The following is a 26,416-nucleotide window of genomic DNA, read 5'->3' on the forward strand; positions in this document are numbered from 1 at the left end:
CGATCCGGGAGGATCCCTATCCCTAGATAGAGGTATAGTCAGACCCTTGCGCTTTGTGGCATTCTTACGCTAATTGCCGGAATTTTATTCACGAAGTACGAGAAGTACGAGACGCCTATGACTGCCCCGCCTATCACGATCCTGAGCGTGGACGACCATCCGATGTTCCGCGAAGGCATAGCCAGCGTGATCGCCGACGAGGAAGACATGCAGCTGGTGGAAGAAGCCACCAATGGCGTGCAGGCCGTGGAAGCCTACCGCCGCCTGCAGCCGGACGTCACGCTGATGGACATCCAGATGCCGGACATGAACGGCATCGACGCCACCATCGCCATCCGCAAGGAATTTCCCAACGCCCGCATCGTGGTGCTGACCACCTATGAAGGCGACGTGCTGGCGCAGCGCGCGATCGCCGCCGGCGCCGCCGGCTATCTGCTCAAGAGCATGCTGCGCAAGGAGCTGCTGGCCACCATCCGCACCGTGCACCAGGGCCGTCGCAGCATTCCGGCAGCGGTGGCCAGCGGTATCGCCGAACATTGGCACGAAGGCGCGTTGAGCAAGCGCGAAACCGAAGTGCTGCAACTGGTGGCGGGGGGCCAGAGCAACAAGCGCATCGGCATGCACCTGGCGATTTCGGAGGAAACCGTCAAGGTGCACATGAAGAGCATTCTGGCCAAGCTGAATGCCAGCGACCGCACCCATGCGGTCACGCTGGCCATCGAACGCGGCATCCTCGACCTGCATTCCTGCGGCGTGGTGCAGTAATCAGCTCACTATGCGGCCTCACGCATCAGCCAGCGGCGCAGCGTGCCCGGCTTGCGTTCATAGACGGCCGATCCCGGCGCGCTGACCTGCGCCACCGTGCCCATGCCGGGACGGCACCACAGATCCAGCGCCGCATCGATTTTCATGGCGCGTTCGCGCATGCCGATCAAACCCCAGTGACCGGGCAGCTCGCCGGCCGCCAGCACTTTTTCATCGATGCCGCGGCCGTCGTCGCGCACCACGAGCGTGAAGTGGTCGGCCGCATAGCCCAGTTCCAGCTCGATGCGGCAGGCGCCGGAATGGCGGAAGGCGTTCAGCAGCGCCTCGCGGCCGATGTGGTACAGGTGTTCGCGCGCGGCCTCCGTTAGCGTGGCTTGCTGGCCGGTGACGATCAGCGCGAAGTCGGCCGCATGTTCTTCGCGCAGATGTTGTCCCAGTTCGCCGAACATATGCGGCAGGTCGTCGAGATGCGGCACGCTGCGCAGGCCGCGCACCTGGTTGCGGCCTTCGGCCAGCACCTGGTCGGCCTGGTTGAGGATCTTCTCCACCAGCTGATAGGCATCGCCGTCGGGCGGCAGGCGCTTGAGCAGCGTCTGCACCCGCAGCATCAGCCCTTGCACGCTTTGCAGGAAGGTGTCGTGCAGCGTGCGGGCGATGCGTTCGCGCTCGTCGGCGCGGTCCTCCAGCCGCGTGCGCAGCTGGCGGGTGACGTGGCGCAGGCGCAGGCGATACGCCGCCCCCAGCAGCGCCGCCAGCGCCATTGCGCATACCAGCTTGAACCACGCGGTTTCCACAAAGGTCGGCGGAATGCTGAAGGCCAGTTGCGCCTCCTGCGGATTCCACACGCCGTCTTCATTGGCCGCCATCACGCGGAAGCGGTACTGGCCCGGATCGAGATTGGTGTAAAAGGCCTGGCGGCGCGCGCCCGGGTCCTGCCAGTCGCTGTCGACGCCGTCGAGGCGATAGCGGAAGCGCACCCGCTCCGGAATGCTCAGGCTCAGCGCCGTATAGTCGATGCGCAGGTTGCTGGTCGACTTGGGCAGCGTCAGGCCGGGCAGGGGGCTGTAACGCTGTTCGCCGACCGCGATGTCCTGCACCAGCACCGCCGGCGGCACCGGGTTGCGGGCGATGTGGGCGGGATTGATCCAGTTGATGCGGTTGGCGGTGGCCATCCACAGCAAGCCGTCGTCGGCCATCACCAGCGACGGCATCGGCCGCAGTTGCGAGGCGGCGCCCAGCAGGCCGTCATGGGCGTCGAAGCGCTCGTACTCCACTTCATAGCCCGGTGTACTCATGGCCCGCGCTACCTGCGCGGCGCTGATGCGGCTCAGGCCTTCGGTGCCGAACAGCCACAGGTCGCCCTGCTTGCTGTGGGTGATGCCGGACACGCCGCGGAAGATCTCGCCGCGCAAGCCGTGCAGGGTGGCGAAGCGCTGGCCGTCAAACCAGGCCACGCCGCGCTCGCCGCCGGCCCATAATTGCGTGCCGCTGCGGTGCAGGGTCAGCACGTGACCCAGGTCCAGACCTTGTTCCGCCGTGTAGATATCGACTTTGCCGCCGGCCAGCCGCACGATGTAGTTGCGGATGTAGCCGGTCCACAGTGCGCCGTCGCTGCCGGTTTCCAGCGCGGTGGGGAACTGGTCGCCCATGCCCGGGGTGGACAGCGGCAGCGCCGGCTGGCGGCGCCACTGGCCGTCCTTCAGCAGGTACAGGCCCGCGCGCACCACCGACACCCACAGGCCGCCGTCGCTGGCGCGGCTCATCGCCTGCACCTCGTAGCTTTGCGCTTCCGGCGGCAGCGGATAGCGTTCCACCCGGCCGCCTTCCACGCTCCAGACTTCCTCGTCATTACCGGCCCACAGCATGCCGTCCGGATCGCGGTACAGCGCCGAGATATGCCCGGACAGCACGCTGCGCCGCTCGCCCTCCGGCCCCAGCACGCGCAGCGCGCCGATCCGGTCGCCGGCCCAGACGCCGCCGCCGGTCACCGGCGCAATCGCCGGGTGGTTGAACACCATTTGCAGCGGCAGCGTCAACAGCCGGTTATGACGGAAGCGGTTCAGGCCCGCCGAGGTGCCGATCCAGACATTGCCTTCGCGGTCCTGGAAAAAGCTTTGCGGCAGGCTGCCGCCCAGATCCTGGCGCTGCGCCTCGCTGCCGCCGGCGTTGCGACGTTCCAGGCCCCCAGCGCGGAAGATCCACTGGTTGCCGTCGCGGTCGAAGTACATATTGCTGCCCTGTAGCGCGGGCCGCGCGCCGCTGTCGCCAGTAGGTGCTTCCGGTTGCAGGCGGTAGTAGCTGCCGAGGTCGGACGCCCACACGTTGCCGTCCGGCGCCAGCGCCATGCCGCTCAAGTCGCCATGCGGCCAGGCCGGCGCGAACGGCGCGCGGCTGTCGCTGCGGCTGAAGATCCCGCCCTGCATCGCTACCCACTGGCGCCCGCTGCGGTCGAACAGCACCTGGCGCGCGCGCCGTGCCGGCAGGCCGTAGTCGGCGCCGACGGCGACGAAATGCTCGCCGTCGAGCCGCGCCAGACCATCGCGCGCGGCCACCCATAGCACGCCATCCGGGCCGCGCGCGATGCTGGTGATGGCGCCGGACGGCAGGCCCTGGCCGGCGGCGAAGTGGCGCGCCTGGTTGCGGTTGAAGTAGCTGATGCCGCCGCCGATGCGGTAGCCGACCCACAAGCCGCCTTCCGGCGGCGCATATAAGGTGCGCACATTGGACGACAGCAGCGCGTGGCCCTCGACGCTGTCGACCCGCTCATAGCGTTTGCCGTCGAAGCGGTACAAGCCGGTGCCGGCGGCCAGCCATAGCCAGCCGTCGCTGGTTTGCGCGATACTGAGGATGTCGACCGGCGCGCTATCGAGCGCGCCCCAGGAAGTGTGGGTGAATTGTTCCAGCAGGCGTGCCGGCGGTTGCTGTGCCAGCGCCGCCAGCGGGGCGAATGAAAGCAGGCCGCAAAGGGCGGCAGCGGCGGCATGCAGGAGCAGGTAAGCGCGTGCAGTCGTCATGGGGTGAAAGGTTCTGCGAATCTGGTCATTTTAGCACCTATCCATGTGCAAGCCGCCCCCTCCCAAAAGAGGGGGGAATCGTCAATCAATACCGGTGATGTGATGGACGCGATACATGACTACACTATGCGCACGACTTAAATTACCGGAGCTTCGCTAAATCATGAAAATGTATATTGTATCGCTGGCCGTTGGCTTGCTGGTTGGCCTCCTATATGGCTTTCTGAATGTGCGATCGCCGGCGCCGCCAGTGATCGCGCTGGTCGGCCTGCTGGGCATCCTGCTCGGCGAACAGCTGCCGCCGCTGCTGCGCCCCTTGTGGCAGAAGGAAGCGCCGAAAGTGTCGTGGATCGAAGACCACGTCAAGCCGCATTGCTTTGGCCAACTGCCATCCGCGCAAAAAACCGATGAAACCCGGAGCACCTGATGACCCAAACGCCTACCACGCCTGACCTGATCCTGCACCGCGGCCTGTTTACCACCCTGGACCGCAGCAACCCGCACGCCGAAGCTGTCGCCATCAAGGACGGCAAGTTTACCGCCGTCGGCCGCGCCAATGAGGTGATGGCCCTGGCCGGACCGAATACCAAGATTATCGACCTGCACGGCAAGCGCGTGCTGCCAGGCCTGATCGACAACCATTGCCACATCATCCGTGGCGGCCTGAATTTCAACCTGGAGCTGCGCTGGGACGGCGTGCGTTCGCTGGCCGACGCCATGGCCATGCTGAAGGCGCAAGTGGCGATCACGCCGGCGCCGCAGTGGGTGCGGGTGGTGGGCGGCTTCACCGAACACCAGTTCGCCGAGAAGCGCTTGCCGACCATCGAGGAACTGAATGCGGTGGCGCCGGATACGCCGGTGTTCATCCTGCACCTGTACGACCGCGCGCTGCTGAACGGCGCCGCGCTGCGCGCCGTCGGCTACACCAAGGACACTCCGGAACCACAGGGCGGGCAGATTCTGCGCGACGCCAACGGCAATCCTAACGGCCTGCTGCTGGCCAAGCCGAATGCCTCGATCCTGTACGCCACGCTGGCCAAAGGTCCGAAGCTGCCGCTGGAATACCAGGTCAACTCGACCCGCCACTTCATGCGCGAACTCAATCGCCTGGGCGTGACCGGCGTGATCGACGCCGGCGGCGGCTTCCAGAATTATCCGGAAGACTACCAGGTGGTGCAGCAGCTGTCGGACGCCAAGCAGCTGACGGTGCGCATGGCCTACAACCTGTTCACGCAAAAGCCCAAGCAGGAGAAGGAAGACTTCCTGAACTGGACGCAGAGCGTCAAGTACCAGCAGGGCGACGATTACTTCCGCCACAACGGCGCCGGCGAAATGCTGACCTTCTCGGCGGCCGACTTCGAGGACTTCCGCCAGCCACGCCCGGACATGCCGGAATCGATGGAAGACGACCTGGAAGGCGTGGTGCGGGTGCTGGCGCAGAACCGCTGGCCATGGCGCATGCACGCCACCTACGACGAAACCATCGGCCGCGCGCTGGACGTGTTCGAGCGCGTCAACCAGGACATTCCGCTGGAAGGCCTGAACTGGTTCTTCGACCACGCCGAAACCATTTCGGACCAGTCGATCGACCGCATCGCCGCGCTGGGCGGCGGCATCGCCGTGCAGCACCGCATGGCCTACCAGGGCGAATACTTCATCGAGCGTTATGGCCACGGCGCGGCCGAAGCCACGCCGCCGATCAAAAAGATCATCGACGCCGGCGTCAAAACCTCGGCCGGCACGGACGCCACCCGCGTTGCCTCGTACAATCCGTGGGTTTCGCTGGCCTGGATGATCACCGGTAAAACCGTCAGCGGCGCGCAGCTGTACCCGCGCGCCAATTGCCTGGACCGCGAAGCGGCGCTGCGCATGTGGACCGAGAACACCACCTGGTTCTCCAACGAGGAAGGCAAGAAGGGCCGCATCGAAGTGGGCCAGCTGGCCGACATGATCGTGCCGGACAAGGACTTCTACACCTGCGCCGAAAGCGAGATATGGGACCTGACGTCCGAGCTGACCATCGTCGGTGGCAACATCGTCTACGCCGCCGGCGCCTTCGCCAGCCACGACCTGCCGCCGCCGCCGGCCATGCCGGACTGGTCGCCGGTGCGCCGTTTCGGCGGCTACGCCGGCTGGGGCGAGAAGCAGGGCACCAGCCGCGCCGCGCTGAAGGAACTGGAGCAGCGCCAGCTGAAACAGAAGCGTGAGCGCGAGCAGCAGGCCGCCGCCTGCGGTTGCGCCAACAACTGCAATGTGCACGGCCACCAGCACGCCAATTCGTGGGGCAGCCAGGCGCCGGTGTCGGACCTGAAGAGCTTCTGGGGCGCGTTGGGTTGCGCCTGCTGGGCGGTCTGATGCGCTCGCAGTGGATCGAGCGTTTCTTTCTGCTGCTGTTGTGTGCTGCCTATCTGCAGGGCGGCATCAACAAGCTGATGGATTTTAATTCGGCGATCGGCGAGATGCAGCATTTCGGCCTGTCGCCGGCGGCGCCGCTGGCGGCGCTGGTCATCGCACTGGAGCTGGGCGCCTCGGTGGCCATCATCGCCGGCGTGTATCGCTGGCTGGGGGCGGGTTTCCTCGGCGTGTTCACGCTGATGGCCAGCTTCGTCGCCAACCGCTTCTGGGAGATGGGTGGCCAGGAACGCTTCATGGCGGCGAACAGTTTTTTTGAGCATGTGGGGCTGACCGGCGCTTTCCTGCTGGTGGCCTGGCTCGATTTGAAGAAAGGTAGTAATGGAACGCGGTGATACCAAACAAGGCGTGGCGCTCGGATTTTTGGCCGGCTACGTCGACACGCTGGGCTTTGTCGGGCTGTTTGGCCTGTTCACGGCCCATGTGACAGGCAACTTTGTACTGATCGGCCGTGCCGTGATCGAGCCTTCGCAAGCCATCGGCATCAAGTTGCTGGTGTTCCCGGTGTTTATCCTGTTCGTGGCGATGGCGCGGCTGGCGATAGTGCACTGGGACCGCAGCGGCAGTAAAACGCTGCGCAACAGCTTCCTGTTCCAGCTGTTCATGATGGCGGCGACGGTGATCTGCGCCTGGCAGGCGGCGCCGATCGTGGAAGCGTCGGCGCCATTGACGCTGCTGACGGGTTCGCTGTGCGCCGGCGCGATGGCGATCCAGAACGCCTACGGCAAACTGTTGCTGAGCAAAACCTCGGCCACCACCGTCATGACCGGCAACGTGACCGGGCTGGTGATCGAGCTGGTCGATTCGCTGCGGGGCGACCCCGAGGCGATCGGTCGTTGCAAGAAGCTGACCTGGCCGGTGATCGCGTTTGCGGTGGGCTGCATGAGCGGCGCGCTGGCGTTCGTGCAGTTCGGTTTCCACGGCCTGCTGCTGCCGTGCGCCATCCTGATCGCGCTGGCCGCGACGGCAAGGGACTGAGCCCTTAGCCGTTGGCTCGTCATTCCGGCGCAGGCCGGAATCCATACGCGGCATGCTGGTGTTTCATGGGTTCCGCCCTGCGCCGGAACGACGTGTTTATATCGAAATAATGCCGCGCTTGAGGGCAATCGTCACCGCGTGGGTGCGATCGTTGGCGGCCAGTTTGGCCAGCACGTTCTTCATGTGCGCCTTGACGGTTTCCTCGGAAATCGTCAGGCGCTCGGCGATGCGGCGGTTGGAATGCCCGCTCGCCGCCAGGTTCAACACTTCCATCTCGCGCGAGCTCAACGGACCCTGGCCCATGTGCTGGGCCAGTTCCATCGCGATCTCCGGCGGAATGCGGCGCTGTCCCAGGTGGACGCCGCGCACCGTATCGAGCAAATCCTTGCGCAGTGTGCTCTTCAACAGGAAGCCAGCGGCGCCGCCCTGCACCGCGCGCAAAATCTGCGCATCGCCCTTGTAGGTGGTCAGCATGACGACGCGGGCATTGTTGTGCTCGCGCCGGATCTCATGCAGCGCCTGCACGCCGTCCAGCTCCGGCATGGCGATGTCCATGATGGTGACGTCGGGCCGCAGCTGGGTGTAGGCGTCCACCGCCTCGCGGCCGTTGCAGGCCTCGCCGACCACGCGCATATCGGGCTGGCTGGAGATGGCCTCCCCCAGGCCGGCGCGCAGCAAGGGGTGGTCGTCGACGACGAGCACAGAGATGGAGCTAAATGAGGTACGCGTGTCCATGGTGATCAGTATTCCTGAAGTTGCTGACGGATTGCTGACGGGGGGGTTACTGGCGCAGCTGGGAGTAAGCGACCGGCAGCCAGTCGTAGCCCTTGCCGTCCACCCGCAGGTGGCCCAGGCCGGGGAACGACAGGTGGCCGGCGCCAACCAGCGCGCCTTCCTTGGCGACTGCCGGGAATACCTTGCTGCGGGAGGCCAGGGCGGCTTTGGCGTCGCTGTCAAAGCCGATCGTTACTTCCGGGTGCTCCAATTGTACCGCTGCCACGTGGATCAGGTCACCCACCAGTACCAGTTTTTTACCCTTGCTTTCGAAGGTGTAAATCGTATGGCCCGGGGTATGGCCGTAGGCCGAGGTGGCGCGCACGCCCGGCGCCAGTTCGGTGTCGCCGCTGAACGGTTTCAGGTGCTGGGCCGTGGCGTACGGCGTCAGCGAGGCCATCGCGCCCTGGAAGAAGCCTTTGCTGTCGGCCGGGGCCTTGTCCAGGTTTGCCTGGCTCAGCCAGAAATCGGTGTCGTGCTTGTCCGCGCGGACGATGGCGTTGGGGAACACCAGCTTGCCGTTGGCCGCCAGGCCGCCGACATGGTCCGGGTGCAGGTGGGTCAGGTAGATTTCATCGATCTGTTCAGGCTGGTAGCCCGAGGCCTTGATGTTGGCCAGCACCTTGCCCAGCGTCGGGCCGAACAGGCTGCCGGCGCCGCTGTCGACCAGGATCAGCTTGCCGCCGGTGTTGACCAGGAAGGCGTTGACCGAGGCTTCGGTCGGCACCGACTGGTAGTTGCGGGCCAGGGCTTTCTTGGTGACGTCGGCCGGCTCGTGCAGCAACTTGTCGAACGGCAGGTCGACGGTGCCGTCGCTGATAGCGGTAACTTCGAAATCACCCAGCATGACGCGGTAGAAGCCGGGAGCGTTGGTGCCGGCCAACGGCGCGGCGGCGAAAGCCGGAGCGGAGGTGGCAAAGGCCAGCGCAGCAAAGAGTGGCGTGAATTTCATGTTGGTATCCTATAACAGTTCAGCGATGAACGAAGTATGCATCTTTGCAAAAAATGGCACAATGCGGAATAAAGCAAAGAGTCTTTGCGGATTCGACAAAGACGTATGGCTATGGAGAGAATTGTGATAGATGGCCTGAAATGCTTTGTGACGGTGGCGGAACTGCGTAGCTTGACCAAGGCGGCGATCCACCTTGAGATGGCGGTATCGTCTGTTTCCAGAAAGATAGATGCGCTGGAGGCCGAGCTGGGCGCGCGCTTGCTGTTGCGCAGTTCGCGCCAGGTGATCGTGACCGACGCCGGCGAGCGCTTTTTGCCGCGCGCCCGCAATATACTGGCTGAACTGGCGGATGGCAAGAACGCCGTGCAGGAACTGGACAGCGAACCGCGCGGCCTGCTGACCGTGACCGCTCCGGCCGCGTTCGGCCGTTTGCACGTGGCGCCGGCGATGGCCGCCTTCCTGCAGCGCCACCCGCTGATCGAGGTCGACCTGCATGTCAGCGACGACGTGGTCGACCTGTCCGCGCGGCGGGTGGACGTGGCGGTGCGCGCCGGCGTGCTCCCGGCCAGCGACCTGGTGGCCACCCGGCTGGCCGGCATGAACCGCGTGGTCAGCGCCAGCCCGGCCTACCTGGAGCGACACGGATGGCCGCAGAAGCCGGAAGACCTGCTCGATCATCAATGCCTGACGGTGAATGGGAGGGTGGCGCCACGCGGCTGGTGGCGCTTTGAAGGCGTCAACGGCAACCAGCCGCTGCCGGTGCGGGGCAAGCTGCGCTGCGACGATACCGACTCGCTGCTGCATGCCGCCATCAGCGGCGCCGGTATTGCGCACCTGGCCAACTGGCTGGTGAGCGACGCCATCGTGGCCGGCCAGCTGGTGCCGGTGTTTCCGATGCCGCCGGTCGAACGCAGCGAGATTGCGCCGCGCCGCGATCCGGCCGAGCCGGCCATTCATGCGGTGCATATGCCGGGCCGCTCAAACCAGGCCAAAGCCCAGCTGCTGATACGTCATTTGAAGGAATATTTCGGCAGTCCGCCGTATTGGGACCTCGCCATGGAGGCAGCCGGGGCGGGCGAACGCCACGCCCCGTGAAGGAGATGGTGGGGAAGGGTTAATCCCAGTCGCCGCCACCACCACCGCTGTCGCCGCCGCCGCCGCCGCTGCCGCCGTCATCCCAGCCGCCGCTGACGCCGAAGTCGTTGCCGCCCATGTCGTCGCGGCGCAGCAGGTCGTCGCGCGCGGCAGGATCGTCATAGACGATGTCGTTGCGCGGCGCTGCATTGGCGTTGCCCGAATCATGGCCGCCGGTGAACTGGCGTGCCAGCGCTTCACCGGCCACGATACCCGCGCCGACTGCCGCGCCCGTCGCCAGGCCGCCCATGATGCGCGAACCCATGCCAGGCTGCCCCGGCTGCTGCGGATAGCCGCCTTGCTGACCCCAGCCGGCCTGGCCGTAGCCCGGTTGTGGCGGCACGCCGCCCGGCGCGTAGCCAGGCGCCGCGCCGGGGGTGTAGCCGGCCGGGTTGTAACCGTCGTTAACAGCTGCCTGTTGCTGGCGACGCGCCATGAAGCGGGTCGCCAGCCAGATAAAACCCGCCAGGCCGGCGCCGATGATCAGAATGCCGCCCCAGCCGATGCCGCTGCTGCCCTGCGGCGCGCTGGCATAGCCGCCGCTGCCGTAGTTGCTGCCGCCGCCGGCATTGCTGCTGGTCTTATGCTTTTGCGAATAGTCCAGCTTCTGGCCTTCCGCCAGCAGCGTGCGCAGCTTGCTTACGGCCTGCGGGTCGATCTTGGGCAAGCCGGGGGCCAGCTCTTCCGCCCTGGCCAGCGATGCCTGGGCGGCGGCGAACTTGCCTTGCTTGGCCAGCAGCTCGGCCTCGACAAAGTGGGCTTTTTCGCTTTTCGGATGCGCCGCCAGCACTTGGTCCATCATGGACTGGGCTTCGGCGAACTTACCCGCGTTGGCCGCGACATAGATGTCGTGGATGGTCGGCTCGGCGGCAAATGCGGGCGCCGCCAGCGCCATGGCGCCAGCCAGCAGAGTAATACGTGCAATAGATTTAGCCGTCATGTCATACCTCCTAGTTAAGACGAGCATCAGATGAAGCCAGTTTACGCCATTTTCAAGGGTCTGGCGGTGCGTTGCCGCACCGCCTCCCAAGAGGAAGAGATGGCGCTGGCCACCAGCTCGGCGGTGGCGGCCGACAAAGTCCAGCCCAAATGGCCATGGCCGGTGTTGTAGAACACCCCCGGCGCCTTGCCCGGGCCGACGCGCGGCATCAGATCCGGCATCATCGGCCGCAGGCCGGCCCACGGCGTAACGCTGCGCGTGCTGACCTCGGGGAAGTTATGCCGCACCCAGTCGGTCAGCGGGGCGACGCGGTCGGCGCGGATGTCGCGGTTATGGCCGTGGAATTCGGCGCTGCCGGCCACCCGCAAACGGTCTTCGCCCAGCCGGCTGCACACCAGCTTGACCGTGTCGTCCACCAGGCTGACATTCGGCGCGGCGGCGCGGCTGGCCGCGTCGTCGAGCTGCACGGTGACCGAATAGCCCTTGACCGGATAGACATTGACGCTGTCGCCCACTTGCGCGGCCAGCGCCCGGCTGGCGGCGCCGGCGCAGATCACCACCGCGTCATAGCGGCTGGTCTCGGCGCCTTCGCCTTGCAGCACGGTGACATCGACGCCGTCCGCGCCGGCGTCCAGATGCACCACCTGCTGGTGATAGCGCAGCTGCGCGCCGAGACGCTGCGCGGCCTGCGCCAGCCCGGTGGTGAACTTGTGGATATCGCCGCTGCTGTCGCTGTCGGTGAAATGGCCGCCGTAAAACGCGCCGCGCAGCGCCGGTTCGATGGCGCGCATCTCGTCCGGCGTGACGGCGCGGCGTTGCACGCCGCCGCGCGCCAGCAGCTTGCTGACCGCCACCGCATGGTCGAACTCCGCGCGGTCGCGGTGGATGTGCAGGATGCCCTGGCGCTTGAGGTCAAAGTCGATCTGCTCATCCTCGGCCCACTGGAACAGATGGTCGCGCGCCGCCACCGCCATGCGCGCCAGGGCGATGGTGTTGTGGTGGTAGTTGGGCATGGCCGACACAAACTCGGCAAACCAGGACAGCTTGTGCCAGGTGGGGTGCAGGTGCACCAGCAGCGGTGCGTCGCTGCGCAGCAGCCATTGCAGCGCCTTGGCGATGGTGGCGCGGTGATTCCAGACTTCCGCATTGGAGGCCGACAGCTGGCCGCCGTTGGCATACGAGGTCTCCATCGCCGGATAGCGATGACGTTCCAGCAGGGTGACGGCGAAGCCGCGCTTGGCGAGGGCATAGGCGGTCGTCACGCCGGTGACGCCGCCGCCGATGATGGCGATGGTTTTCATGATGGCGCTGACAAGCTTACAAGAAAACCATCGACCTACAAAAGATTTTTATGCCTTCTGTTGTTTCGCAATGTAGCGGTCAATCACGGTCGGCAGCACCGTAAGCGGTACGCCGCAGCTTTCCACCAGCGCGTCGTTGAAGCCGGCCAGGTCGAATTTGCCGCCCAGCGCCTGCCTGGCGCGCTCGCGCTGGCTGATGATTTCGTTGTGGCCCATCTTGTAGCCGCAGGCCTGGCCCGGCGATACCGTGTAGCGGTCGATCTCGCTGGTCATGGCTTGCTGGCCGCGGCCGGTGTTCTCGACCAGGAAACGGATCGCCTGTTCGCGCGTCCACTTCATGGCGTGCATGCCGGTGTCCACCACCAGGCGGCAGGCCCGGAATTGCTGCGCTTGCAGATAGCCGATCTGGCTGAACGGATCGTTGGCGTACAGGCCGAATTCATCGACCAGCTGCTCCGCATACAGCGCCCAGCCTTCGACGAAGGCGTTGAAGCCGATCAGCGAGGAAATCAGCGGCAGTTCGGCGTGGTGCTCGGCCAGGTAGGCGCCTTGCCAGGCGTGGCCGGGAATGCCTTCGTGCGCGGTCAGCGTCGACAGTTCCGATTTCGGCCACAGCTTGGTCGACTTCAGGTTGACGTAGTAGATCGCCGGGCGCTTGCCATCCAGCGACGCAAAGTTCATATAGCCCAGCGGCGCACCGGCTTCGATATCGGTTGGCACGCGCTTGATTTGCAGCGGCGCTTTCATGTCGAGGTGCGAAATTTTCGGCATCAGCTTGCGTACCGCGTCCACGCGCTCGTTGCAATAGGCGATCAACTCCGCGCGACCCTTGTCGTTGTCGGCGTAGAAGCGGTTCGGGTCCTTGGAAAGGCCCAGCAGGCGCTGGCCGACCGTGCCCTGGGTGATGCCCTGCTTTTTCAGGATGGCGTCGATGCGCGCCTGCAGCTGCTTGTTCTGTTCCAGGCCGATGGCGTGGATTTCCCTGGCGCTGTGGGTGGTCGAGGTGCCGAGACGCAGCGCCCACTCGTAGTAGGCCGCGCCGTCCGGCAGGCGGTGCACGCCGGCCACGTTGGTGGTCTTGGCGGCGGCCTTGCTGAAGGTGGCGATCTGGCGGTCCAGCGCCGGATAGACCGAACCTTCCACCAGTTTCAGTGCGCGCGCGTGCCAGTCGCCGGCGATGGCGAGTTTTTGCGTGCGTTCGGTGATCGAGGTTACCAGCTTCTGGTTGGCCGCGGCGGTCTTGCGGAAGTCCTGCAACTGGCCCAGCGCGGTCTTGCAGATGAAGTCCGGCGGCGCGATGCCCTGGGCGGATTGTTCGGCGATGCGGGCGGTTTCCTGGTCCAGCAGCTTGGCCATGCCTTCCAGGCGCGCCAGGTAGGCGTCGGCATCGGCGGCGTTGGCGATCTGGTGCTGCGAGTCGAGGAATTCCGGCAGGCGGGTCAGCGTGCCGTCCTGCTGCGTGACCGGGAACGGCGCGGTGCCGCCATTGAAGCCGCTGGCCGCGCCGCCGAACGGGAAGCGCAGGCCCTGCACGCCCGATTCGGCGGCGTAGGCGATGGTGTCGTAGCGGATTTGCGCATCGGCGCTCAGCGTCGCGCGGTTGATGCCACGCAGGCGGCTCTGGATCGATTTGACTTCGTCGGCCCAGGCTTTGTCACCGGCCGGCGACAGGTCTTCCAGCTGCGATTTCAGCGCGGCGCGGGCGCCGCTGTCCAGTCCCACGCCGGTGGCGCCGGTCGGCGACAGGCGCAGGACTTCATCGGCGATATCGTCCAGCAGTTTGGAGAAGCTGGCGTCGGCCGGTGACGCGGCGGCGGCCCAGGCCAGGCCGGGCACGGCGCCGACGGCGGTGGCGGAAAGGGCGGCCAACAGCAGGTCGCGGCGGGAAGGGTTGGGAAGACTCATGGCATCCTTTGATGGGGTAAGGTAAAGAATCGGCGCGACGGCGACATTAGCCTGCGCGCCGCCGGGATGTCAATGGCATTTAGCTATCGCTGCTGAATCGCAGCTGAAAACGCGCGACCAGCGCCTGCAGCGCGTCGGTCTCCTGGCGCGGCAGGGCCAGCGCCACGTGCATGTCGGGGCGGACCAGGTAGGCGGCATCTTCCAGCAGGCCGGCGTGGGCGGCGGCCTCGGTCCACGGCCAGGCGTGCAGCGGCAGGTGCAACGCCTGCGCGGCAGCGGTCAGCTGCGGCGTGGCCTGGCCGTAGACGTGCAGCTGCCAGTCCAGCGATTGCAGCGGCCGGAAGTTATCCGCCACCCACGGCAGCCGGTCGCCGCCGATGATGTCGCCGGCGCGGCCGCCGCTGAGTGGGCTGTCGGGATAGTGGATCATGATTTGCGACAGGGACTTGAACAGCGTGCGGCGCGCGGCGCCGAAGCCGCTCAGTACCGGGAACAGATGCGGCAGCAGCCATTCACGCAGCAGCTGTCCGCCGGCGCCCTGCGACACCATCATCTGGAAGGCGCGGTCGGTGGTGGCGACCAGCTTGCGGGCGAAGACGATGCGCTCAGCCTCGTAGGTGTCGAGCAGCGCGACGTCGGCGCGGTCTTGCAGCACGTGGGCCAGCTTCCAGGCCAGGTTGACGGCGTCGCCGATGCCGGTGTTCATGCCCTGGCCGCCGGCCGGGCTGTGGATGTGGGCGGCGTCGCCGGCGATGAAGCAGCGGCCGACGCGGAAGCGGGCGGCCACGCGGTGGTGCACGCGGTAGGTGGAGAACCAGTTGACCTGCTCCACACTGATGCCCAGCAGCGGCTCCAGCGTCGGCCGCACCGCTTCAAAGTCCGGATCGGGCGGGGCGTCCGGCGGCAGGATGCCGATCAGGCGCTGCATGCCGCGCGAGCGCACCGGCAGCATCAGCGCGAAGCTGTGGGCGGCCAGATGGGCCACCAGGTCGTGGTTGGACGGGCCGGCGGTGTGCACGTCCGCCACGTAGTACAGGTGGTCGTAGGTGCCGCCGGTGAAGGTCAGTTGCAGCGCATCGCGCACGCGGCTGCGGGCGCCGTCGCACCCGCACAGATAGATGCTGCTGCAGGCGATGCGGTCGCCCTCATGCTGCAGCACCGCGCGCACACCCCATTCGTCCTGGGTGAAGGACTCCAGCTCGGTATTCCATTCCACCTGCACGCCGTCTGCCTGCAACTGCGCCACCAGCAGGCGTTCGTGGTCGTCCTGCGGGAAGGCGAGCACGAACGGGTAGGGACTGAGGCCGGCGCCGATGTCCTTGAGCGGCAACTGGCCGACGTCCTGGCCGTGTTCGCGCAGGTGGATGGCTTCGATCTGGATGCCCTGATCGACTACTACATCGGCAAAGCCCAGCTGGCGGTAGAACTCCAGGGTGCGCGCATGCACGGCCATGGCGCGCGAGGCCTGACCGGGGCCGCTGTTGTGATCAATGATGCGGACGTCAACGCCCCGTCTTGCCAGCGCAATGGCAAGCACCAAGCCGGTCGGACCGGCGCCGACGATGAGCACCTGTGTAGCCATGGCGTGAGTTTAGCGCCACCGTTTATCGCGGTGCGCGCAATTGAAGCTTGGCGTTTTTGGCAAGTATGTGATATGTTTATTTTTACTTAACTCTTATTCTTGGGCCAATGACCGATTTCACAACCCGCCGCGCGCTGATGCTGGCGCTGGCCAGCGCGCCGTTGGCGCGTGCCGCCGACCTGCTGGATCAGGCGCCCAGCACGGCGCCCGTATCGCGCACCGGCTTGCTGGCGCGGCTGGAAATGGAGTCCGGCGGGCGGCTGGGCGTGGCGGCGCTGAACATGGCCGATGGCCGCCAGTTGCTGCATCGTGCCGACGAACGCTTCCCGCTGTGCAGCACCTTCAAGATGATGCTGGCGGCAGCCGTGCTGGCGCGAGACCCGTCGCTGCTGGAGAAGCGCATCCGTTATGAGAAAAGCGACCTGGTGCCGCATTCGCCGGTCACCGGCAAGCACGTGGCCGATGGCATGACGGTGGAAGCGCTGTGCGAAGCCACGCTGCAATACAGCGACAACACCGCGGCCAACCTGCTGATGAAGCAGATCGGCGGCCCGGCAGCGGTGACGGCCTACGCGCGTTCCATCGGCGACAGCGAATTCCGGCTGGACCGCTGGGAGACCGAACTCAATTCCGCGATTCCCGGCGATGTGCGCGACACCACCACGCCGCAGGCGATGGCGAAGTCGCTGCAAAAGCTGGTGATGGGCGAGGCGCTACCGCTGCATTGCCGCCGCCAGCTCAAGGACTGGATGATCGGGAACACCACCGGCGCGGCGCGCATCCGCGCCGGCGTTCCCGCTGGTTGGGTCGTCGCCGACAAGACCGGCGCCGGTGACTACGGCACCGTCAACGACATCGCCGTCATCTGGCCGCCGGGCCGGCCGCCGATTCTGCTGGCGGTCTACGTCACGCTGCCGGGCAAGGACGACAAGGCGCGCGTCGAGCTGCATGGCGAAGTGACCAAGGTGGCGATCGAGGCATTCCGGTGAGCGCTTCTCCGTTTGCGTTTGAGGCCGACCTCCATGAGGCGATACTGGCGCGGCGCGAGGGTCGCCATGATCGCGCGCTGTCCTTGCTGCTTGATCTGTTCGCGCGGGAGGATGGCACGCATGCCATCTTCATGATCGAATGGCGCCTGCTGGTCGGGCAGCATGCGCCAGCGCGCGAGGCCATGGTGCGTGAACGCGCAGCGCAAGCCGAACGCCTGCTGGCCGGCGATATCACGTTCGGCGACAGGCGGCGCGACCGCTTCTCCATCATCGCCGACATGAACGAGGCGCTTGAGGATAGCCGCGCCACGTATGAACTCTTCCTGCAAATGCTGGCAGTGCTGCCGGAGGTACCGAAAGGAAGCATTCGGCAGGCCTTGCCCGCCATCGTCGAAGCGCAGGATTATGTGCTGGCGCAGCGCTATGTCACAGATCCGCTGTCATGGCTGGCAGAGCTCAACACGCTGGCGGAACATCTGCCGCTATTGCCCGCCGGCGGCGCGCCGCGCATGGCGGCTGAACTGGCGAATTATGTCCGCGACCTGTCGCTATGCGAAACGGTGTGGCGCGGATTGGGCCGCCTCGCCGAAGCCGATGCGCTACGCGCTGCAGCGATTGACGGCATTGCCGACGACGCCCTGCGCACAATGGCGCTGCGCGAGCTGGCCGCGCCCGGCACCATCTTCCGCGAATTTGACAAAGCTAGAGCCCGTCCTGACATGACCGACATCCGATACACCAAAGAAGAAGACTGGCAGGAACTGAAGCGCATAAGACTGGCAGCCTTGCAGGATGCGCCGCAGGCCTTTGGCGTCAGCCACGCCAGCGCGGCAGCCTACACCGACGACGCATGGCGTGACCGCGCAGCAGGCCGTGGCAAGGCGCGCTTCATCCTCGCATTCGATGGCGGGGAAGCCGTCGGCATCGTCGGCCATGTGCCCAACGACCAGCAGGAATTGGAACTGATCGCCATGTGGGTAGCGCCATCCCACCGTGGCACAGCAGTCGCCACACATTTGGTTGACATGGTAAAAAGCCACGCCGCGTCGCAAACGTACCAGCGCATCCTGCTCGACGTCGCGCCAAACAACCAGCGTGCGGCAGCGTTCTATCAAAAGCTTGGCTTTGCCTTCCTGCCCGAATGGGAACCGCTGGAAAGCCATCCGCACATCCAGCTCCAGAAAATGGAATGGCTCTCGCGACCTGGCTTGCGCTCGGTGGCGCAGCTTCGCAAATATGTGGATGGCGGCGGCCAGGTCAAGATGCTCATGTTCTGGGGCCATCAGCCATCGCGCGACGGCGCAATCACCAAGACCTGTTTTAGCCAATGGTTCGAAGCGTCATTTGAGGTTGATGGTATTCGGTACCTGACGGCAGAGCACTACATGATGGCGGAAAAGGCGCGTCTGTTTGGGGACGAAGCTGCGCGCCAGCGCGTGCTCGCTGCCACCAATCCCGGTGCGGCTAAGGCGATAGGCCGCGAGGTGCTCGGCTTCGACAACCAACGCTGGCTGGCGCACCGGTGGGACATCGTCGTCCGCGCGAACATGGCGAAGTTTTCCCAGAATGCCGCACTACGCACCTTTTTGCTTGATACGCAGGATCGGGTTCTGGTCGAAGCCAGCCCAGTTGACGCCATTTGGGGCATCGGCCTGGGTGCCGACGACCCGCGCGCCACAGATCCTGCTGCGTGGGAAGGACTCAATCTACTGGGCTTCGCACTGATGGAAGTGCGTAGCCGGCTACATAGAAGCGCTTGAAATTTGGGCCCGGCACGACAAGTTGCGCCTGCTATGTTACCCCATGATTGGGACCAAAATCGTCCATTGACTGATTGTCGATACCGCCCGCCGCATAGTCGGCCAATACGAGCGCATACATGGCCAGATGCCACGAGTGTTGGGCTGAATTTTCTTTTCTGCTCCGGTCAAGCAGCGGCGATTGCCGGACGACGGATTTCAGCCGGTCGATCTCTCGCAGGAAATCAACTCGGCGGGACAGGTCATCAATATGCACGGTTAGTCGTTCATCCCTTTGCCATCGAGGATGCGCTGGACGCTTTTTTCGATGCGCGCGATGCGCGTCGCCGCTTGCTTGGCCGAGGAAAAGTGCAGCAGGTAGGCGCGCTGGCGGCCGGGCGTGAGCGCTTCGAAGGCGGTGCGCAGGGCGGGTAGTTCGTCCATCTTGTGCTCCAGCTCTTCGGGGAAGAAGAATTCGGCGGTTTGCTTCATCTCTACTTTGGCGCCGGATTTTTCCAGTGCGATGGCGTCCTTGATGTAGGTGGTAAGCGTCTTCTCCAGCCGGGCGATGTCGGCCAGCGTGGTGAAGCGGATCTGGCGTGCGGCCTGCACGTTTTCGGTTTGCTGGATCAGGATGTTTTTCGGATCCTTCATCAACGCGCCCTTGAAGAACAGCAGCGCGCAGTATTCCTTAAAACCGTGTATCAGCACGACGTTGTGGCCATCCAGCGTGAAGCACGCCTGGCCCCATTTGACGGTTTCTTCCAGGCCGCAGGCGCTGACGATGGCGCGCAGCGCTTCAAACTCCGCCTGCCATTTGTGGGTGCTCATCGCGCAGCTTCCCATTCCAGGTGGACCACTTTGTAGCCTTTGTCTTTCAGGACCTTGAGCAGCGTGGGCAAGGCTTGGGCGGTGGGACCGTTCGCATCGTGCATCAGGATGATTCCGCGGCCGGCTTTGTCCAGGCTTTCGGTCAGGCGCTGGGCGAGAATGGCGGTGGTGTCTTCCGGGATCCAGTCGTTGATGCCCATGTCGATCGAGGCGACGGTAATGTTGTCGCGCTTGAGCGCTTCCAGCAGCGTTGGCGTCTCTTCAAGGTAGGGGAATCGATAGGCTGGCGTTTCGACACCGAAGGCGGTCTTGTAGGCGGCGCGGCTCAGTTTCAGGTCGTCCAGCTGCTGTTCGGCGGTCATCGACGCCAGATGCGGGTGGGTGTTGCTGTGGATGCCGGCGGAGTGGCCTTCGCGGATCAGCCGGCGCGCCAGGTCGGGCTGCTGGACGATATGCTCGCCGATCAGGAAGAAGGTCGCCTTGGCGCATTGGTCGGCCAGCGCTTTGAGCACCAGCGGGGTGTTGTCGGTGGATGGGCCGTCGTCGAAGGTCAGGACGACTTCGCCTTTGGCCAGCGGCAGCGCGGTGTGCTGCTGCGCGCCGTACAGGGCGCCTTCGCGCTTGAGCGTGATGGTGCGGGCGGTGTTGAGCTGGTCCGGGCCGCATTCGGTGGCGCTGGCGTGGACTGCGATGGCGGCGAGGATCAGGGCGATGAATCTCATGCGGTTTTGTCTCCAATATGGATGTGACCTGCCAGATTCGCGGCCGGCAGGATCAGCGAGATGGTGCTGCCGGTAAGCTCGGCTTGCCATTCGCTGAGTTGTTGTGCATGACATTTTAGCGCGGCTTCGCGTTGTGTCCACGCTTGCGTGAAGGCGAGGGGGCGGTTGGTGGTGTTTTGTAGCGCGGCGGCGATGGCTGGGCCGAGGTAGTCGCGTGCCACGGCTTGCCAGTCGGGGATGTCCTGCACGCGCATGATATCGGCGCCGATTGGGCCGTGCAGGTTGATGGCGGCCAGTGCGTAGCCGTCGTCGTGGCTCAAGGAGATGCCAATGCGGCTCTTGACGCCGGCCAGCAGAATGTGTGGCGGCGTGCCGGGCGCGGAGGCGACAGTGATGTCGGTGGCCGGCATGCGGAGCACCACAGCCAGCGCCTCGCGCGCGGCCAGGCGGATCTGGCGGCGGGCGTCGTCGCGTTGCGGCCCGGTGCCTGACGCGGGCGTGGGGAACGCGTTTGCGCCGCGTGGCGCAGGCGTGCTTGCGGCGCCTGGCGGCGACGGCGCGCCGCTGGTGTCGATCAGGATTGCGAAGATGCCGTCCTGCGGCGTCGGCGTGGGGCCGGGCCAGCGTTGGACGGCCAGGCTTTTCATTTGCGCAGCGGAGCGGCCGGGCAGCCGGCCCAGTTGCCGTTGGCCGGAATATTCTCGCCCTTCATCACCAGCGTCAGCGCGCCAAGGCGGGCGTTGTCGCCGACGGCGGCGCTGTACAGCACCGATGCGCGTGGCCCCATGTAGACACGCTCCCCGATCACGACCTGATCGATCTTCATCACGCGATCCTCGAACAGGTGCGTCTGCGGGCAGGTCAGCGCATTCAGTTCGCTGTGGTCGCCGATCTGCACGCAGTCGAACTCCGTGATGTCGGTGGTGTCCATGTAGACGCCTTTGCCGATGCGGCAGCCCAACAGGTTGAAGGCAATCGGCAGCCACGGCGTGCCGCGCAGGTAGCGCATGAAGTTCGGCACGGCGATGCCTTCATACAGATTGGTCACGCCTTCCGACAGCCACACAAACGGTGTCCACATGGGCTCCGATTGTTTGCGATAGCGCCCGATCAACAGCCATTTGAGCAGCACCACGAACACGTAGTTGCCGACGCCGTAGGCCAGGCCCGCCAGCGCCAGATCCCACGTCACTTCGCTCCAGCGGCCGGCGCCGGCGGCCGGCATCACCGCCAGCACCAGCGTGTAGCCGACCGCGATCACCAGCGCATGCGGTGCGACGATGCGGAACGCTTCAATTAATCCGCGTCCCAAACGGCGCATTGGCGACGGATGGAAAGTCAGATGCTCCGGATAACCGCTGGTCTGCTCACGCGCCGGCAGGTTGATCGGCGGGGAGCCGAGCCAGGTGTCGCCATATTTCATTTGCTCGTTGTCCGGCGCGCGCGAATGCACGCCGATCAGCACATGCTCCGGCAGGATGGTGCCGTCCGGGATGTAGGCGCCGTTGCCGACGAAGCTGCGATTCGAAATCACGGTTGGTTTCATCACCATCCAGCCGCCGTCGATTTCCTCGTCGCCCAGCATGACCGCATCGGCGATGAAGGTTTCGTCACCCAGCGTCAGCATGTCCGGCACCACGCCCAGCGCGGTGGAGATTTCGGCGTCCTTGCCGACTTTGGCGCCGAGCAGGCGATACCAGTACGGCGCGAACACCGTCGCGTAAATCCCGTGCAGCACGTTCAGGCTCGATTCCTGGATCTGGCTCACCAGCCATTTGGCGCAGTAGGTGTTGCCGTGGATCGGGAACTGGCCCGGCTTGAGGCGCGGCAGCGCGCTCCAGCGGATGCCGGCCGAGATCAGCGCGGTCAGTACGATCAGCACCGTGCTGGCCGGGAAGGCCAGCAGGAAGTAGCGCAGCAGCTGGATGCGCATGTCATCGCCCTGGATCCACGGCATCCAGCCCGCTTCGTCAAACCAGTCGATCAGCACAAAGCTCGGGAACACCGGCATGAAGAACAGCGTGACGATGCCTAGGATGCCAAGCACGAAGAACAGCGCTTCGGCAGCGCGGCGCGCGGCAGTGACCGGCAAGCGTGCCGGCAGCCGTTTGGTGTCGAAGGCGCGCATATCGCGTGCCGGCGAACCGGCCCAGACGCGGCCTGCCGGCACCACGCCGCCGTCGCTCAGCGCCGACTGGCCTTCCAGGTGGCCCAACGCTTCCACGCGGGTATTGCCTTCCATGATGGCGTAGGAGCTGACGCAGGCGTCTTGTTCCAGCGTGATCTGGCCGAGGTGCAGCTGGCCGCGTTCGACACGGGCGTTTTCGAAGTTGACCGCGTTGCCGATGCTGACCTGGTCGCCGATGTGCAACAGGTCCGGCGCGCGCAGCGTGTACGAGCCGATGATGACTTCCTTGCCGACTTTGGCGCCGAGCGCGCGCAGCCACCAGGCGTTGAGCGAGGAGCCGCTGAGCAGGTAGGCCGGCGCGGCTTCCACCAGGCGGTCGGCCAGCCACCAGCGATAGTAGGTCAGGCCCCACAGCGGATAGACACCGGCTTTCAGGCGGCCGGCGATCAGCCATTTACCGGCGATGGCGATGGCGAATTCGCCGATGGTCGCCAGCAGGAACACGCCGACCGAGGCGGCAATGGCGCGCGTCACCGAGTCGCCCGGATCGCCGGTGAAGAAATGGTAGGTGAAGAAGGGCGCCAGCCATTGCGCCATGCGCAGCGTGACCAGCGGCGGCATGGCGACAGCCTGGGCGATGCCGCAGATCCAGCGTTTGATGGCGGAAGGCGGCGTCCATGGCTGTTCTTCGGCGGTGCCGCCCGGCGCTTCTGCTAGCACCAACGCGATCTTGCCGACCTGGCGTTGCTGATAGATGTCGCGCACTGTGATGTGGGCGAAGCGCGGATCGGTGCGCAGCGCGGACGCCAAACGGGCGGCGAAGAACGAATGGCCGCCAAGGTCGGTGAAGAAGTCGGCCTGGCGCTGAATCGGCTGGCCGGGGAACAGGGTGGCCAGTGCTTTGAACAGGGCTTCTTCGGCCGGCGTCTCGGGTAGGTCCGAGTCTGCGGCGCTGCCGGCGGGCGGGGCGCTGAGCGGTGTGGCTTTGAGCGTCTTGCGGTCGATTTTGCCGGAGGTCAGGCGTGGCATGGCGTCCAGCATTTCGTAGCGGCCGGGGACCATGTACGGCGGCAGCTTCTCCGTCAGGGCGGCGCGCAGGGCGCGGTTGTCCAGCGTGACGCCGGCGTCGGCGACCAGATAGGCCACCAGCTGGTCGATGCCGTCGTCTTTGCGCAGCAGGACGGCGACGGTGCCCACGCCGGCTTGCTGCGCCAGCAGGGCTTCGATTTCGCCCAGTTCGACGCGGAAGCCGCGGATTTTGACCTGGTCGTCCGCGCGGCCAAGGCAGGTGACTTCTTCGTCAGGCCCGATGCGCGCCAGGTCGCCGGTGCGATACAGGCGTGCGTCGTGCGGGCCGGTCGACCACGGGTTGGGCAGGAATTTTTCCGCCGTCAGGTCCGGGCGGCCAAGGTAGCCGGCGGCCAGGCCCGGGCCGGTGATGCACAATTCGCCGACTTCGCCATAAGGCAGCAGGCGCAGGACCGGGCCTTGCGCCGGCGCCGCGTCGGGTGCGGGGTCGGTGTTGGCGTCGATGACCAGCAGGCCGTAGTTGGGCAGCGGACGGCCGATGGTCACCGGGTAGCCCGGTTGTAATCGCGCCAGGCTGGCGGACACCGTGGCTTCGGTCGGGCCGTAGGTGTTGAACATCTGCCGGCCTTCGCGCGACCAGCGTGTGACCAGCGATTCCGGACACGCCTCGCCGCCGAGATTAATCAAGCGAAGACTCGGCACTTCCTGATTGAATAGCGCGAGCAGCGTCGGCACCGCGTGCAGCACCGTCACATGGTTCTGCTCCAGCATGCGCGGCAGCGTCTCCGGATCGCCGCTGGTTTCCTTGGGGCCGATCCACAGCGTGGCGCCGACCAGATAGGAAATCCAGATCTCTTCAAACGACATATCGAAGGCTACCGAGAAGCCCTGATACACCTTGTCCTCGGCCCGCACGCCCAGCACTTCGTTCTCGCTGCGCAGGAAGTGGCAGATGCTGCGCTGGGTGATCAGGATGCCTTTTGGCTTGCCGGTCGAACCGGAAGTGTAAATGACGTACGCCGGCACATCCGGCGATACCGCACCACGCCGCGCCAGCACTTCGCCGGCGGCGGGAGCGGCCAGCAGCGCTTCGGCGGTCCACACCGGACGGCCCGACGCCGCAAAATCAGCCAATGCGGCCAGGCGCGGCGCAAACGCGGCCGAGGTCAATACGCCGGCGCCGTCCGCATCATCCAGGCAAACCTGCAAGCGCTCGACCGGCGTATCTTCATCCACCGGCAGCCAGGCCGCGCCGGCCTTGGCGATACCCGCTTGCAGCACCAGCAGATCGATCCCGCGCGGCAGCCACAGGCCGACGATCTGGCCCGGTTGCACGCCGGCCGCAATCAGCCGCGCCGCCACCAGATCCGCCTGCGCGTTCAGTTCACGATAACTCAGCTGGCGTTCGCCGAAAATCAGCGCAATCTGGTCGGGTGTGCGGGTGGCGCTGGCTTCCAGCAGGTCGGCGAGGATTTCCTCGCGCAGCAGACTTTCCTGTTGCGGGCCAAAAAGGACGTGCGGTGTTGCGGCTTGATTCATGCGGTGGCTTTTCTCCGTGTCAGGGCGTCATTGTACGGTACGCCAGATGGTTCCCATAGAGGGAGAATGCAAGTTCCGCTTACAGCCTTTACAATAGGAAATACAATACGAATACCCGCCAAAACTGAAGGATCCGCATGACTACCACCCGTCCATTCATCGCCCCCATGCAGTTTGACGACGCCCAGGCTGCCTACGACCAGGTGCGCGCCATTTACGACGCCAACATCGCCTATCTGCGCGACGCCATGAAGCGCTTTGTGGCCGGCGAAAACGTCGGCGACCATGTGCGGGCCTGCTATCCGTTTGTGCGGGTCCATACCGACACCGTGGCGCGCGCCGATTCGCGGCTGGCGTTCGGTTTTGTCGCCGGCCCAGGCACCTACGAAACCACGCTGACGCGGCCCGACCTGTTTGCCCGCTACTACCTTCAGCAATTCAAGCTGCTGCTGAAGAACCACGGCAGCCACCAGGTCAAGATTGAAGTGGGCGTCAGCGCGCAGCCGATTCCGATTCACTTCTCCTTCGCCGAGCATGAACATATCGAAGGCAGCCTGACCGCCGAGCGCCGGCTGCTGATGCGCGACGTGTTCGATCTGCCCAATCTGGCCGCAATGGACGACGGTATCGCCAACGGCACCCATGAGCCGCCGATGGGCGAGGCGCAGCCGCTGTCGCTGTTCACCGGGCCGCGCGTGGACTACTCGCTGCAACGGCTGCGCCACTACACCGGCAGCTCGTGCGAGCACTTCCAGAAGTTCGTCCTGTTCACCAACTACCAGTTCTACATCGATGAATTCATCAAGCTGGGACATGAATTGATGGTCAGTCCGGCCGGTGAGCCGGGCAACGATTACATCGCCTTCGTCGAACCGGGCAATCTGGTGATGCGGCGCGTGGGACAGGCGGTGGAGCCGGGCGACGTGCATGGCGCGCCGCTGCCACGCCTGCCGCAGATGCCGGGCTATCACCTGATCCGCGCCGACGGCACCGGCATTTCGATGGTGAACATCGGCGTCGGCCCGGCCAATGCCAAGACCATCACCGACCATATCGCCGTGCTGCGGCCGCACGCCTGGCTGATGCTGGGCCACTGCGCCGGCCTGCGCAACACGCAGGAACTGGGCGACTACGTGCTGGCCCACGGCTATGTGCGTGAAGACCATGTGCTGGATGAGGACTTGCCGCTGTGGGTGCCGATTCCGCCACTGGCCGAGGTGCAGGTAGCGATTGAGGCGGCCGTGGCCGAGGTCACGCAGCTGACCGGCCACGACCTGAAGCGGGTGATGCGCACCGGCACGGTCGCCAGCACCGATAACCGTAACTGGGAGTTGATGCCGCAGCGCACGCCGGAGCGCCGCTTCAGCCAGAGCAGGGCGATTGCGCTGGATATGGAAAGCGCAACCATTGCCGCCAATGGTTTCCGTTTTCGCGTTCCCTACGGCACCTTGTTGTGCGTGAGCGACAAGCCGATGCATGGCGAGATTAAATTGCCCGGCATGGCTAACCAGTTTTATCGCGACCGGGTTGACCAGCATTTACGCATCGGCATTCGTGCAGTTGAACTTTTGCGCGCGCTTGGTGTGGATAAACTACATTCTCGCAAGTTACGCAGCTTTACCGAAGTCGCGTTCCAATAGCCGCAAGCCCGGCCCAGGCCCGCTTGCAGCGGGCTTGATACT

20 protein-coding genes and 2 pseudogenes are annotated in these 26,416 nt (G+C 65.3%); 10 read left to right on the forward strand and 12 right to left on the reverse strand.

All coding sequences use genetic code 11. From position 1 onward, the window contains the following. The first annotated feature begins 117 nt into the window (after window positions 1-117). Window positions 118-765: a response regulator gene (locus GTP55_RS11660; RefSeq protein WP_161045095.1), complete on the forward strand. Its 648-nt coding sequence runs from the start codon at window positions 118-120 to the stop codon at window positions 763-765. Window positions 766-773: 8 nt separating this feature from the next. Here the strand turns inward: GTP55_RS11660 and GTP55_RS11665 are convergent, their stop codons facing one another. Then, on the reverse strand, window positions 774-3,779 hold the full coding sequence (locus GTP55_RS11665) for a sensor histidine kinase (protein ID WP_161045096.1): 3,006 nt from the start codon (window positions 3,777-3,779) through the stop codon (window positions 774-776). Between the two features lie 163 nt (window positions 3,780-3,942). Between GTP55_RS11665 and GTP55_RS11670 the strand changes: the two genes are divergently transcribed. From GTP55_RS11670 to GTP55_RS11685, 4 genes are read left to right on the forward strand one after another with little or no spacing between them, the layout of a single operon-like run. Beyond that, window positions 3,943-4,206: a DUF1427 family protein gene (locus GTP55_RS11670; protein WP_161045097.1), complete on the forward strand. Its 264-nt coding sequence runs from the start codon at window positions 3,943-3,945 to the stop codon at window positions 4,204-4,206. Beyond that, on the forward strand, window positions 4,206-6,134 hold the full coding sequence (locus GTP55_RS11675) for an amidohydrolase (protein WP_161045098.1): 1,929 nt from the start codon (window positions 4,206-4,208) through the stop codon (window positions 6,132-6,134). Before GTP55_RS11670 ends, GTP55_RS11675 begins: the two co-directional genes overlap by 1 nt. Next, window positions 6,134-6,526, forward strand: coding sequence for a DoxX family protein (locus GTP55_RS11680; protein WP_110849624.1), 393 nt, complete (start codon window positions 6,134-6,136; stop codon window positions 6,524-6,526). The genes GTP55_RS11675 and GTP55_RS11680 overlap by 1 nt, the downstream gene beginning before the upstream one ends. Further along, window positions 6,513-7,169 carry a YoaK family protein gene (locus GTP55_RS11685; protein WP_161045099.1) on the forward strand — a complete coding sequence of 219 codons (657 nt, stop codon included), beginning with the start codon at window positions 6,513-6,515 and terminating at the stop codon, window positions 7,167-7,169. The genes GTP55_RS11680 and GTP55_RS11685 overlap by 14 nt, the downstream gene beginning before the upstream one ends. Window positions 7,170-7,265: 96 nt before the next feature. Here GTP55_RS11685 and GTP55_RS11690 read toward each other — a convergent pair whose 3' ends face one another. Then, on the reverse strand, window positions 7,266-7,904 hold the full coding sequence (locus tag GTP55_RS11690; RefSeq protein ID WP_161045100.1) for a response regulator: 639 nt from the start codon (window positions 7,902-7,904) through the stop codon (window positions 7,266-7,268). A gap of 46 nt (window positions 7,905-7,950) precedes the next feature. After that, window positions 7,951-8,895, reverse strand: coding sequence for an MBL fold metallo-hydrolase (locus tag GTP55_RS11695; RefSeq protein ID WP_161045101.1), 945 nt, complete (start codon window positions 8,893-8,895; stop codon window positions 7,951-7,953). Window positions 8,896-9,018: 123 nt separating this feature from the next. Here GTP55_RS11695 and GTP55_RS11700 point away from each other — a divergent pair, with 123 nt between their 5' ends. Next, complete coding sequence (locus GTP55_RS11700) at window positions 9,019-9,990, forward strand: LysR family transcriptional regulator (protein ID WP_371868330.1); 972 nt, start codon at window positions 9,019-9,021, stop codon at window positions 9,988-9,990. A 19-nt stretch (window positions 9,991-10,009) separates the two neighbouring features. Here GTP55_RS11700 and GTP55_RS11705 read toward each other — a convergent pair whose 3' ends face one another. From GTP55_RS11705 to GTP55_RS11720, 4 genes are all read right to left on the reverse strand, one after another. Then, entirely contained in the window at window positions 10,010-10,969 is a 960-nt protein-coding gene (locus GTP55_RS11705) for a tetratricopeptide repeat protein (protein ID WP_161045103.1), read from the reverse strand. Between the two features lie 41 nt (window positions 10,970-11,010). Continuing rightward, the gene (locus tag GTP55_RS11710; protein WP_161045104.1) at window positions 11,011-12,270 is read right to left on the reverse strand and encodes a D-amino acid dehydrogenase; all 1,260 of its coding nucleotides are present in this window, start codon (window positions 12,268-12,270) and stop codon (window positions 11,011-11,013) included. 48 nt (window positions 12,271-12,318) lie between these two features. Next, entirely contained in the window at window positions 12,319-14,175 is a 1,857-nt protein-coding gene (locus GTP55_RS11715) for a DUF885 domain-containing protein (RefSeq protein ID WP_161045105.1), read from the reverse strand. Window positions 14,176-14,254: 79 nt separating this feature from the next. After that, on the reverse strand, window positions 14,255-15,757 hold the full coding sequence (locus GTP55_RS11720) for an FAD-dependent monooxygenase (RefSeq protein ID WP_161045106.1): 1,503 nt from the start codon (window positions 15,755-15,757) through the stop codon (window positions 14,255-14,257). 107 nt (window positions 15,758-15,864) lie between these two features. Here GTP55_RS11720 and bla point away from each other — a divergent pair, with 107 nt between their 5' ends. From bla to ybiA, 3 genes and pseudogenes are all read left to right on the forward strand, one after another. Continuing rightward, window positions 15,865-16,746 carry a class A beta-lactamase gene (gene bla / locus GTP55_RS11725; RefSeq protein WP_161045107.1) on the forward strand — a complete coding sequence of 294 codons (882 nt, stop codon included), beginning with the start codon at window positions 15,865-15,867 and terminating at the stop codon, window positions 16,744-16,746. A 719-nt stretch (window positions 16,747-17,465) separates the two neighbouring features. Further along, window positions 17,466-17,927 (forward strand): annotated as a pseudogene (locus GTP55_RS29555) (GNAT family N-acetyltransferase); the annotation flags it as partial. A gap of 81 nt (window positions 17,928-18,008) precedes the next feature. Further along, window positions 18,009-18,506 carry a riboflavin biosynthesis intermediates N-glycosidase gene (gene ybiA / locus GTP55_RS29560; RefSeq protein ID WP_229257900.1) on the forward strand — a complete coding sequence of 166 codons (498 nt, stop codon included), beginning with the start codon at window positions 18,009-18,011 and terminating at the stop codon, window positions 18,504-18,506. A gap of 76 nt (window positions 18,507-18,582) precedes the next feature. Here the strand turns inward: ybiA and GTP55_RS11735 are convergent. The 5 genes and pseudogenes from GTP55_RS11735 to GTP55_RS11755 form a co-directional block, all read right to left on the reverse strand. After that, window positions 18,583-18,762 (reverse strand): annotated as a pseudogene (locus GTP55_RS11735) (HD domain-containing protein); the annotation flags it as partial. A gap of 2 nt (window positions 18,763-18,764) precedes the next feature. Further along, entirely contained in the window at window positions 18,765-19,316 is a 552-nt protein-coding gene (locus tag GTP55_RS11740) for a YdeI/OmpD-associated family protein (RefSeq protein WP_229257885.1), read from the reverse strand. Then, entirely contained in the window at window positions 19,313-20,038 is a 726-nt protein-coding gene (locus GTP55_RS11745) for a polysaccharide deacetylase family protein (RefSeq protein WP_161045111.1), read from the reverse strand. Before GTP55_RS11745 ends, GTP55_RS11740 begins: the two co-directional genes overlap by 4 nt. Then, window positions 20,035-20,685: a 4'-phosphopantetheinyl transferase family protein gene (locus tag GTP55_RS11750; RefSeq protein ID WP_161045112.1), complete on the reverse strand. Its 651-nt coding sequence runs from the start codon at window positions 20,683-20,685 to the stop codon at window positions 20,035-20,037. The genes GTP55_RS11745 and GTP55_RS11750 overlap by 4 nt, the downstream gene beginning before the upstream one ends. After that, complete coding sequence (locus tag GTP55_RS11755) at window positions 20,682-24,734, reverse strand: Pls/PosA family non-ribosomal peptide synthetase (RefSeq protein WP_161045113.1); 4,053 nt, start codon at window positions 24,732-24,734, stop codon at window positions 20,682-20,684. Before GTP55_RS11755 ends, GTP55_RS11750 begins: the two co-directional genes overlap by 4 nt. A gap of 137 nt (window positions 24,735-24,871) precedes the next feature. Between GTP55_RS11755 and GTP55_RS11760 the strand changes: the two genes are divergently transcribed. After that, window positions 24,872-26,374, forward strand: coding sequence for an AMP nucleosidase (locus GTP55_RS11760; RefSeq protein WP_161045114.1), 1,503 nt, complete (start codon window positions 24,872-24,874; stop codon window positions 26,372-26,374). Window positions 26,375-26,416: the final 42 nt, after the last annotated feature.

It is taken from the genome of Duganella margarita, from assembly GCF_009857535.1.
GTDB classification, from domain to species: Bacteria; Pseudomonadota; Gammaproteobacteria; order Burkholderiales; family Burkholderiaceae_D; genus Rugamonas; species Rugamonas margarita.

What these genes read in the sequence shown, in the direction of transcription:
- GTP55_RS11755 (WP_161045113.1), bottom strand. Translation starts at nt 24,734, where the DNA reads ATGAATCAAGCCGCAACACCGCACGTCCTTTTTGGCCCGCAACAGGAA.
- GTP55_RS11685 (WP_161045099.1), top strand. Translation starts at nt 6,513, where the DNA reads ATGGAACGCGGTGATACCAAACAAGGCGTGGCGCTCGGATTTTTGGCC.
- GTP55_RS11740 (WP_229257885.1), bottom strand. Translation starts at nt 19,316, where the DNA reads ATGAGCACCCACAAATGGCAGGCGGAGTTTGAAGCGCTGCGCGCCATC.
- GTP55_RS11665 (WP_161045096.1), bottom strand. Translation starts at nt 3,779, where the DNA reads ATGACGACTGCACGCGCTTACCTGCTCCTGCATGCCGCCGCTGCCGCC.
- GTP55_RS11760 (WP_161045114.1), top strand. Translation starts at nt 24,872, where the DNA reads ATGACTACCACCCGTCCATTCATCGCCCCCATGCAGTTTGACGACGCC.
- GTP55_RS11670 (WP_161045097.1), top strand. Translation starts at nt 3,943, where the DNA reads ATGAAAATGTATATTGTATCGCTGGCCGTTGGCTTGCTGGTTGGCCTC.
- bla (WP_161045107.1), top strand. Translation starts at nt 15,865, where the DNA reads ATGACCGATTTCACAACCCGCCGCGCGCTGATGCTGGCGCTGGCCAGC.
- GTP55_RS11660 (WP_161045095.1), top strand. Translation starts at nt 118, where the DNA reads ATGACTGCCCCGCCTATCACGATCCTGAGCGTGGACGACCATCCGATG.
- GTP55_RS11695 (WP_161045101.1), bottom strand. Translation starts at nt 8,895, where the DNA reads ATGAAATTCACGCCACTCTTTGCTGCGCTGGCCTTTGCCACCTCCGCT.
- GTP55_RS11680 (WP_110849624.1), top strand. Translation starts at nt 6,134, where the DNA reads ATGCGCTCGCAGTGGATCGAGCGTTTCTTTCTGCTGCTGTTGTGTGCT.
- GTP55_RS11750 (WP_161045112.1), bottom strand. Translation starts at nt 20,685, where the DNA reads ATGAAAAGCCTGGCCGTCCAACGCTGGCCCGGCCCCACGCCGACGCCG.
- GTP55_RS11690 (WP_161045100.1), bottom strand. Translation starts at nt 7,904, where the DNA reads ATGGACACGCGTACCTCATTTAGCTCCATCTCTGTGCTCGTCGTCGAC.
- GTP55_RS11720 (WP_161045106.1), bottom strand. Translation starts at nt 15,757, where the DNA reads ATGGCTACACAGGTGCTCATCGTCGGCGCCGGTCCGACCGGCTTGGTG.
- GTP55_RS11705 (WP_161045103.1), bottom strand. Translation starts at nt 10,969, where the DNA reads ATGACGGCTAAATCTATTGCACGTATTACTCTGCTGGCTGGCGCCATG.
- GTP55_RS11675 (WP_161045098.1), top strand. Translation starts at nt 4,206, where the DNA reads ATGACCCAAACGCCTACCACGCCTGACCTGATCCTGCACCGCGGCCTG.
- ybiA (WP_229257900.1), top strand. Translation starts at nt 18,009, where the DNA reads ATGCTCATGTTCTGGGGCCATCAGCCATCGCGCGACGGCGCAATCACC.
- GTP55_RS11715 (WP_161045105.1), bottom strand. Translation starts at nt 14,175, where the DNA reads ATGAGTCTTCCCAACCCTTCCCGCCGCGACCTGCTGTTGGCCGCCCTT.
- GTP55_RS11710 (WP_161045104.1), bottom strand. Translation starts at nt 12,270, where the DNA reads ATGAAAACCATCGCCATCATCGGCGGCGGCGTCACCGGCGTGACGACC.
- GTP55_RS11745 (WP_161045111.1), bottom strand. Translation starts at nt 20,038, where the DNA reads ATGAGATTCATCGCCCTGATCCTCGCCGCCATCGCAGTCCACGCCAGC.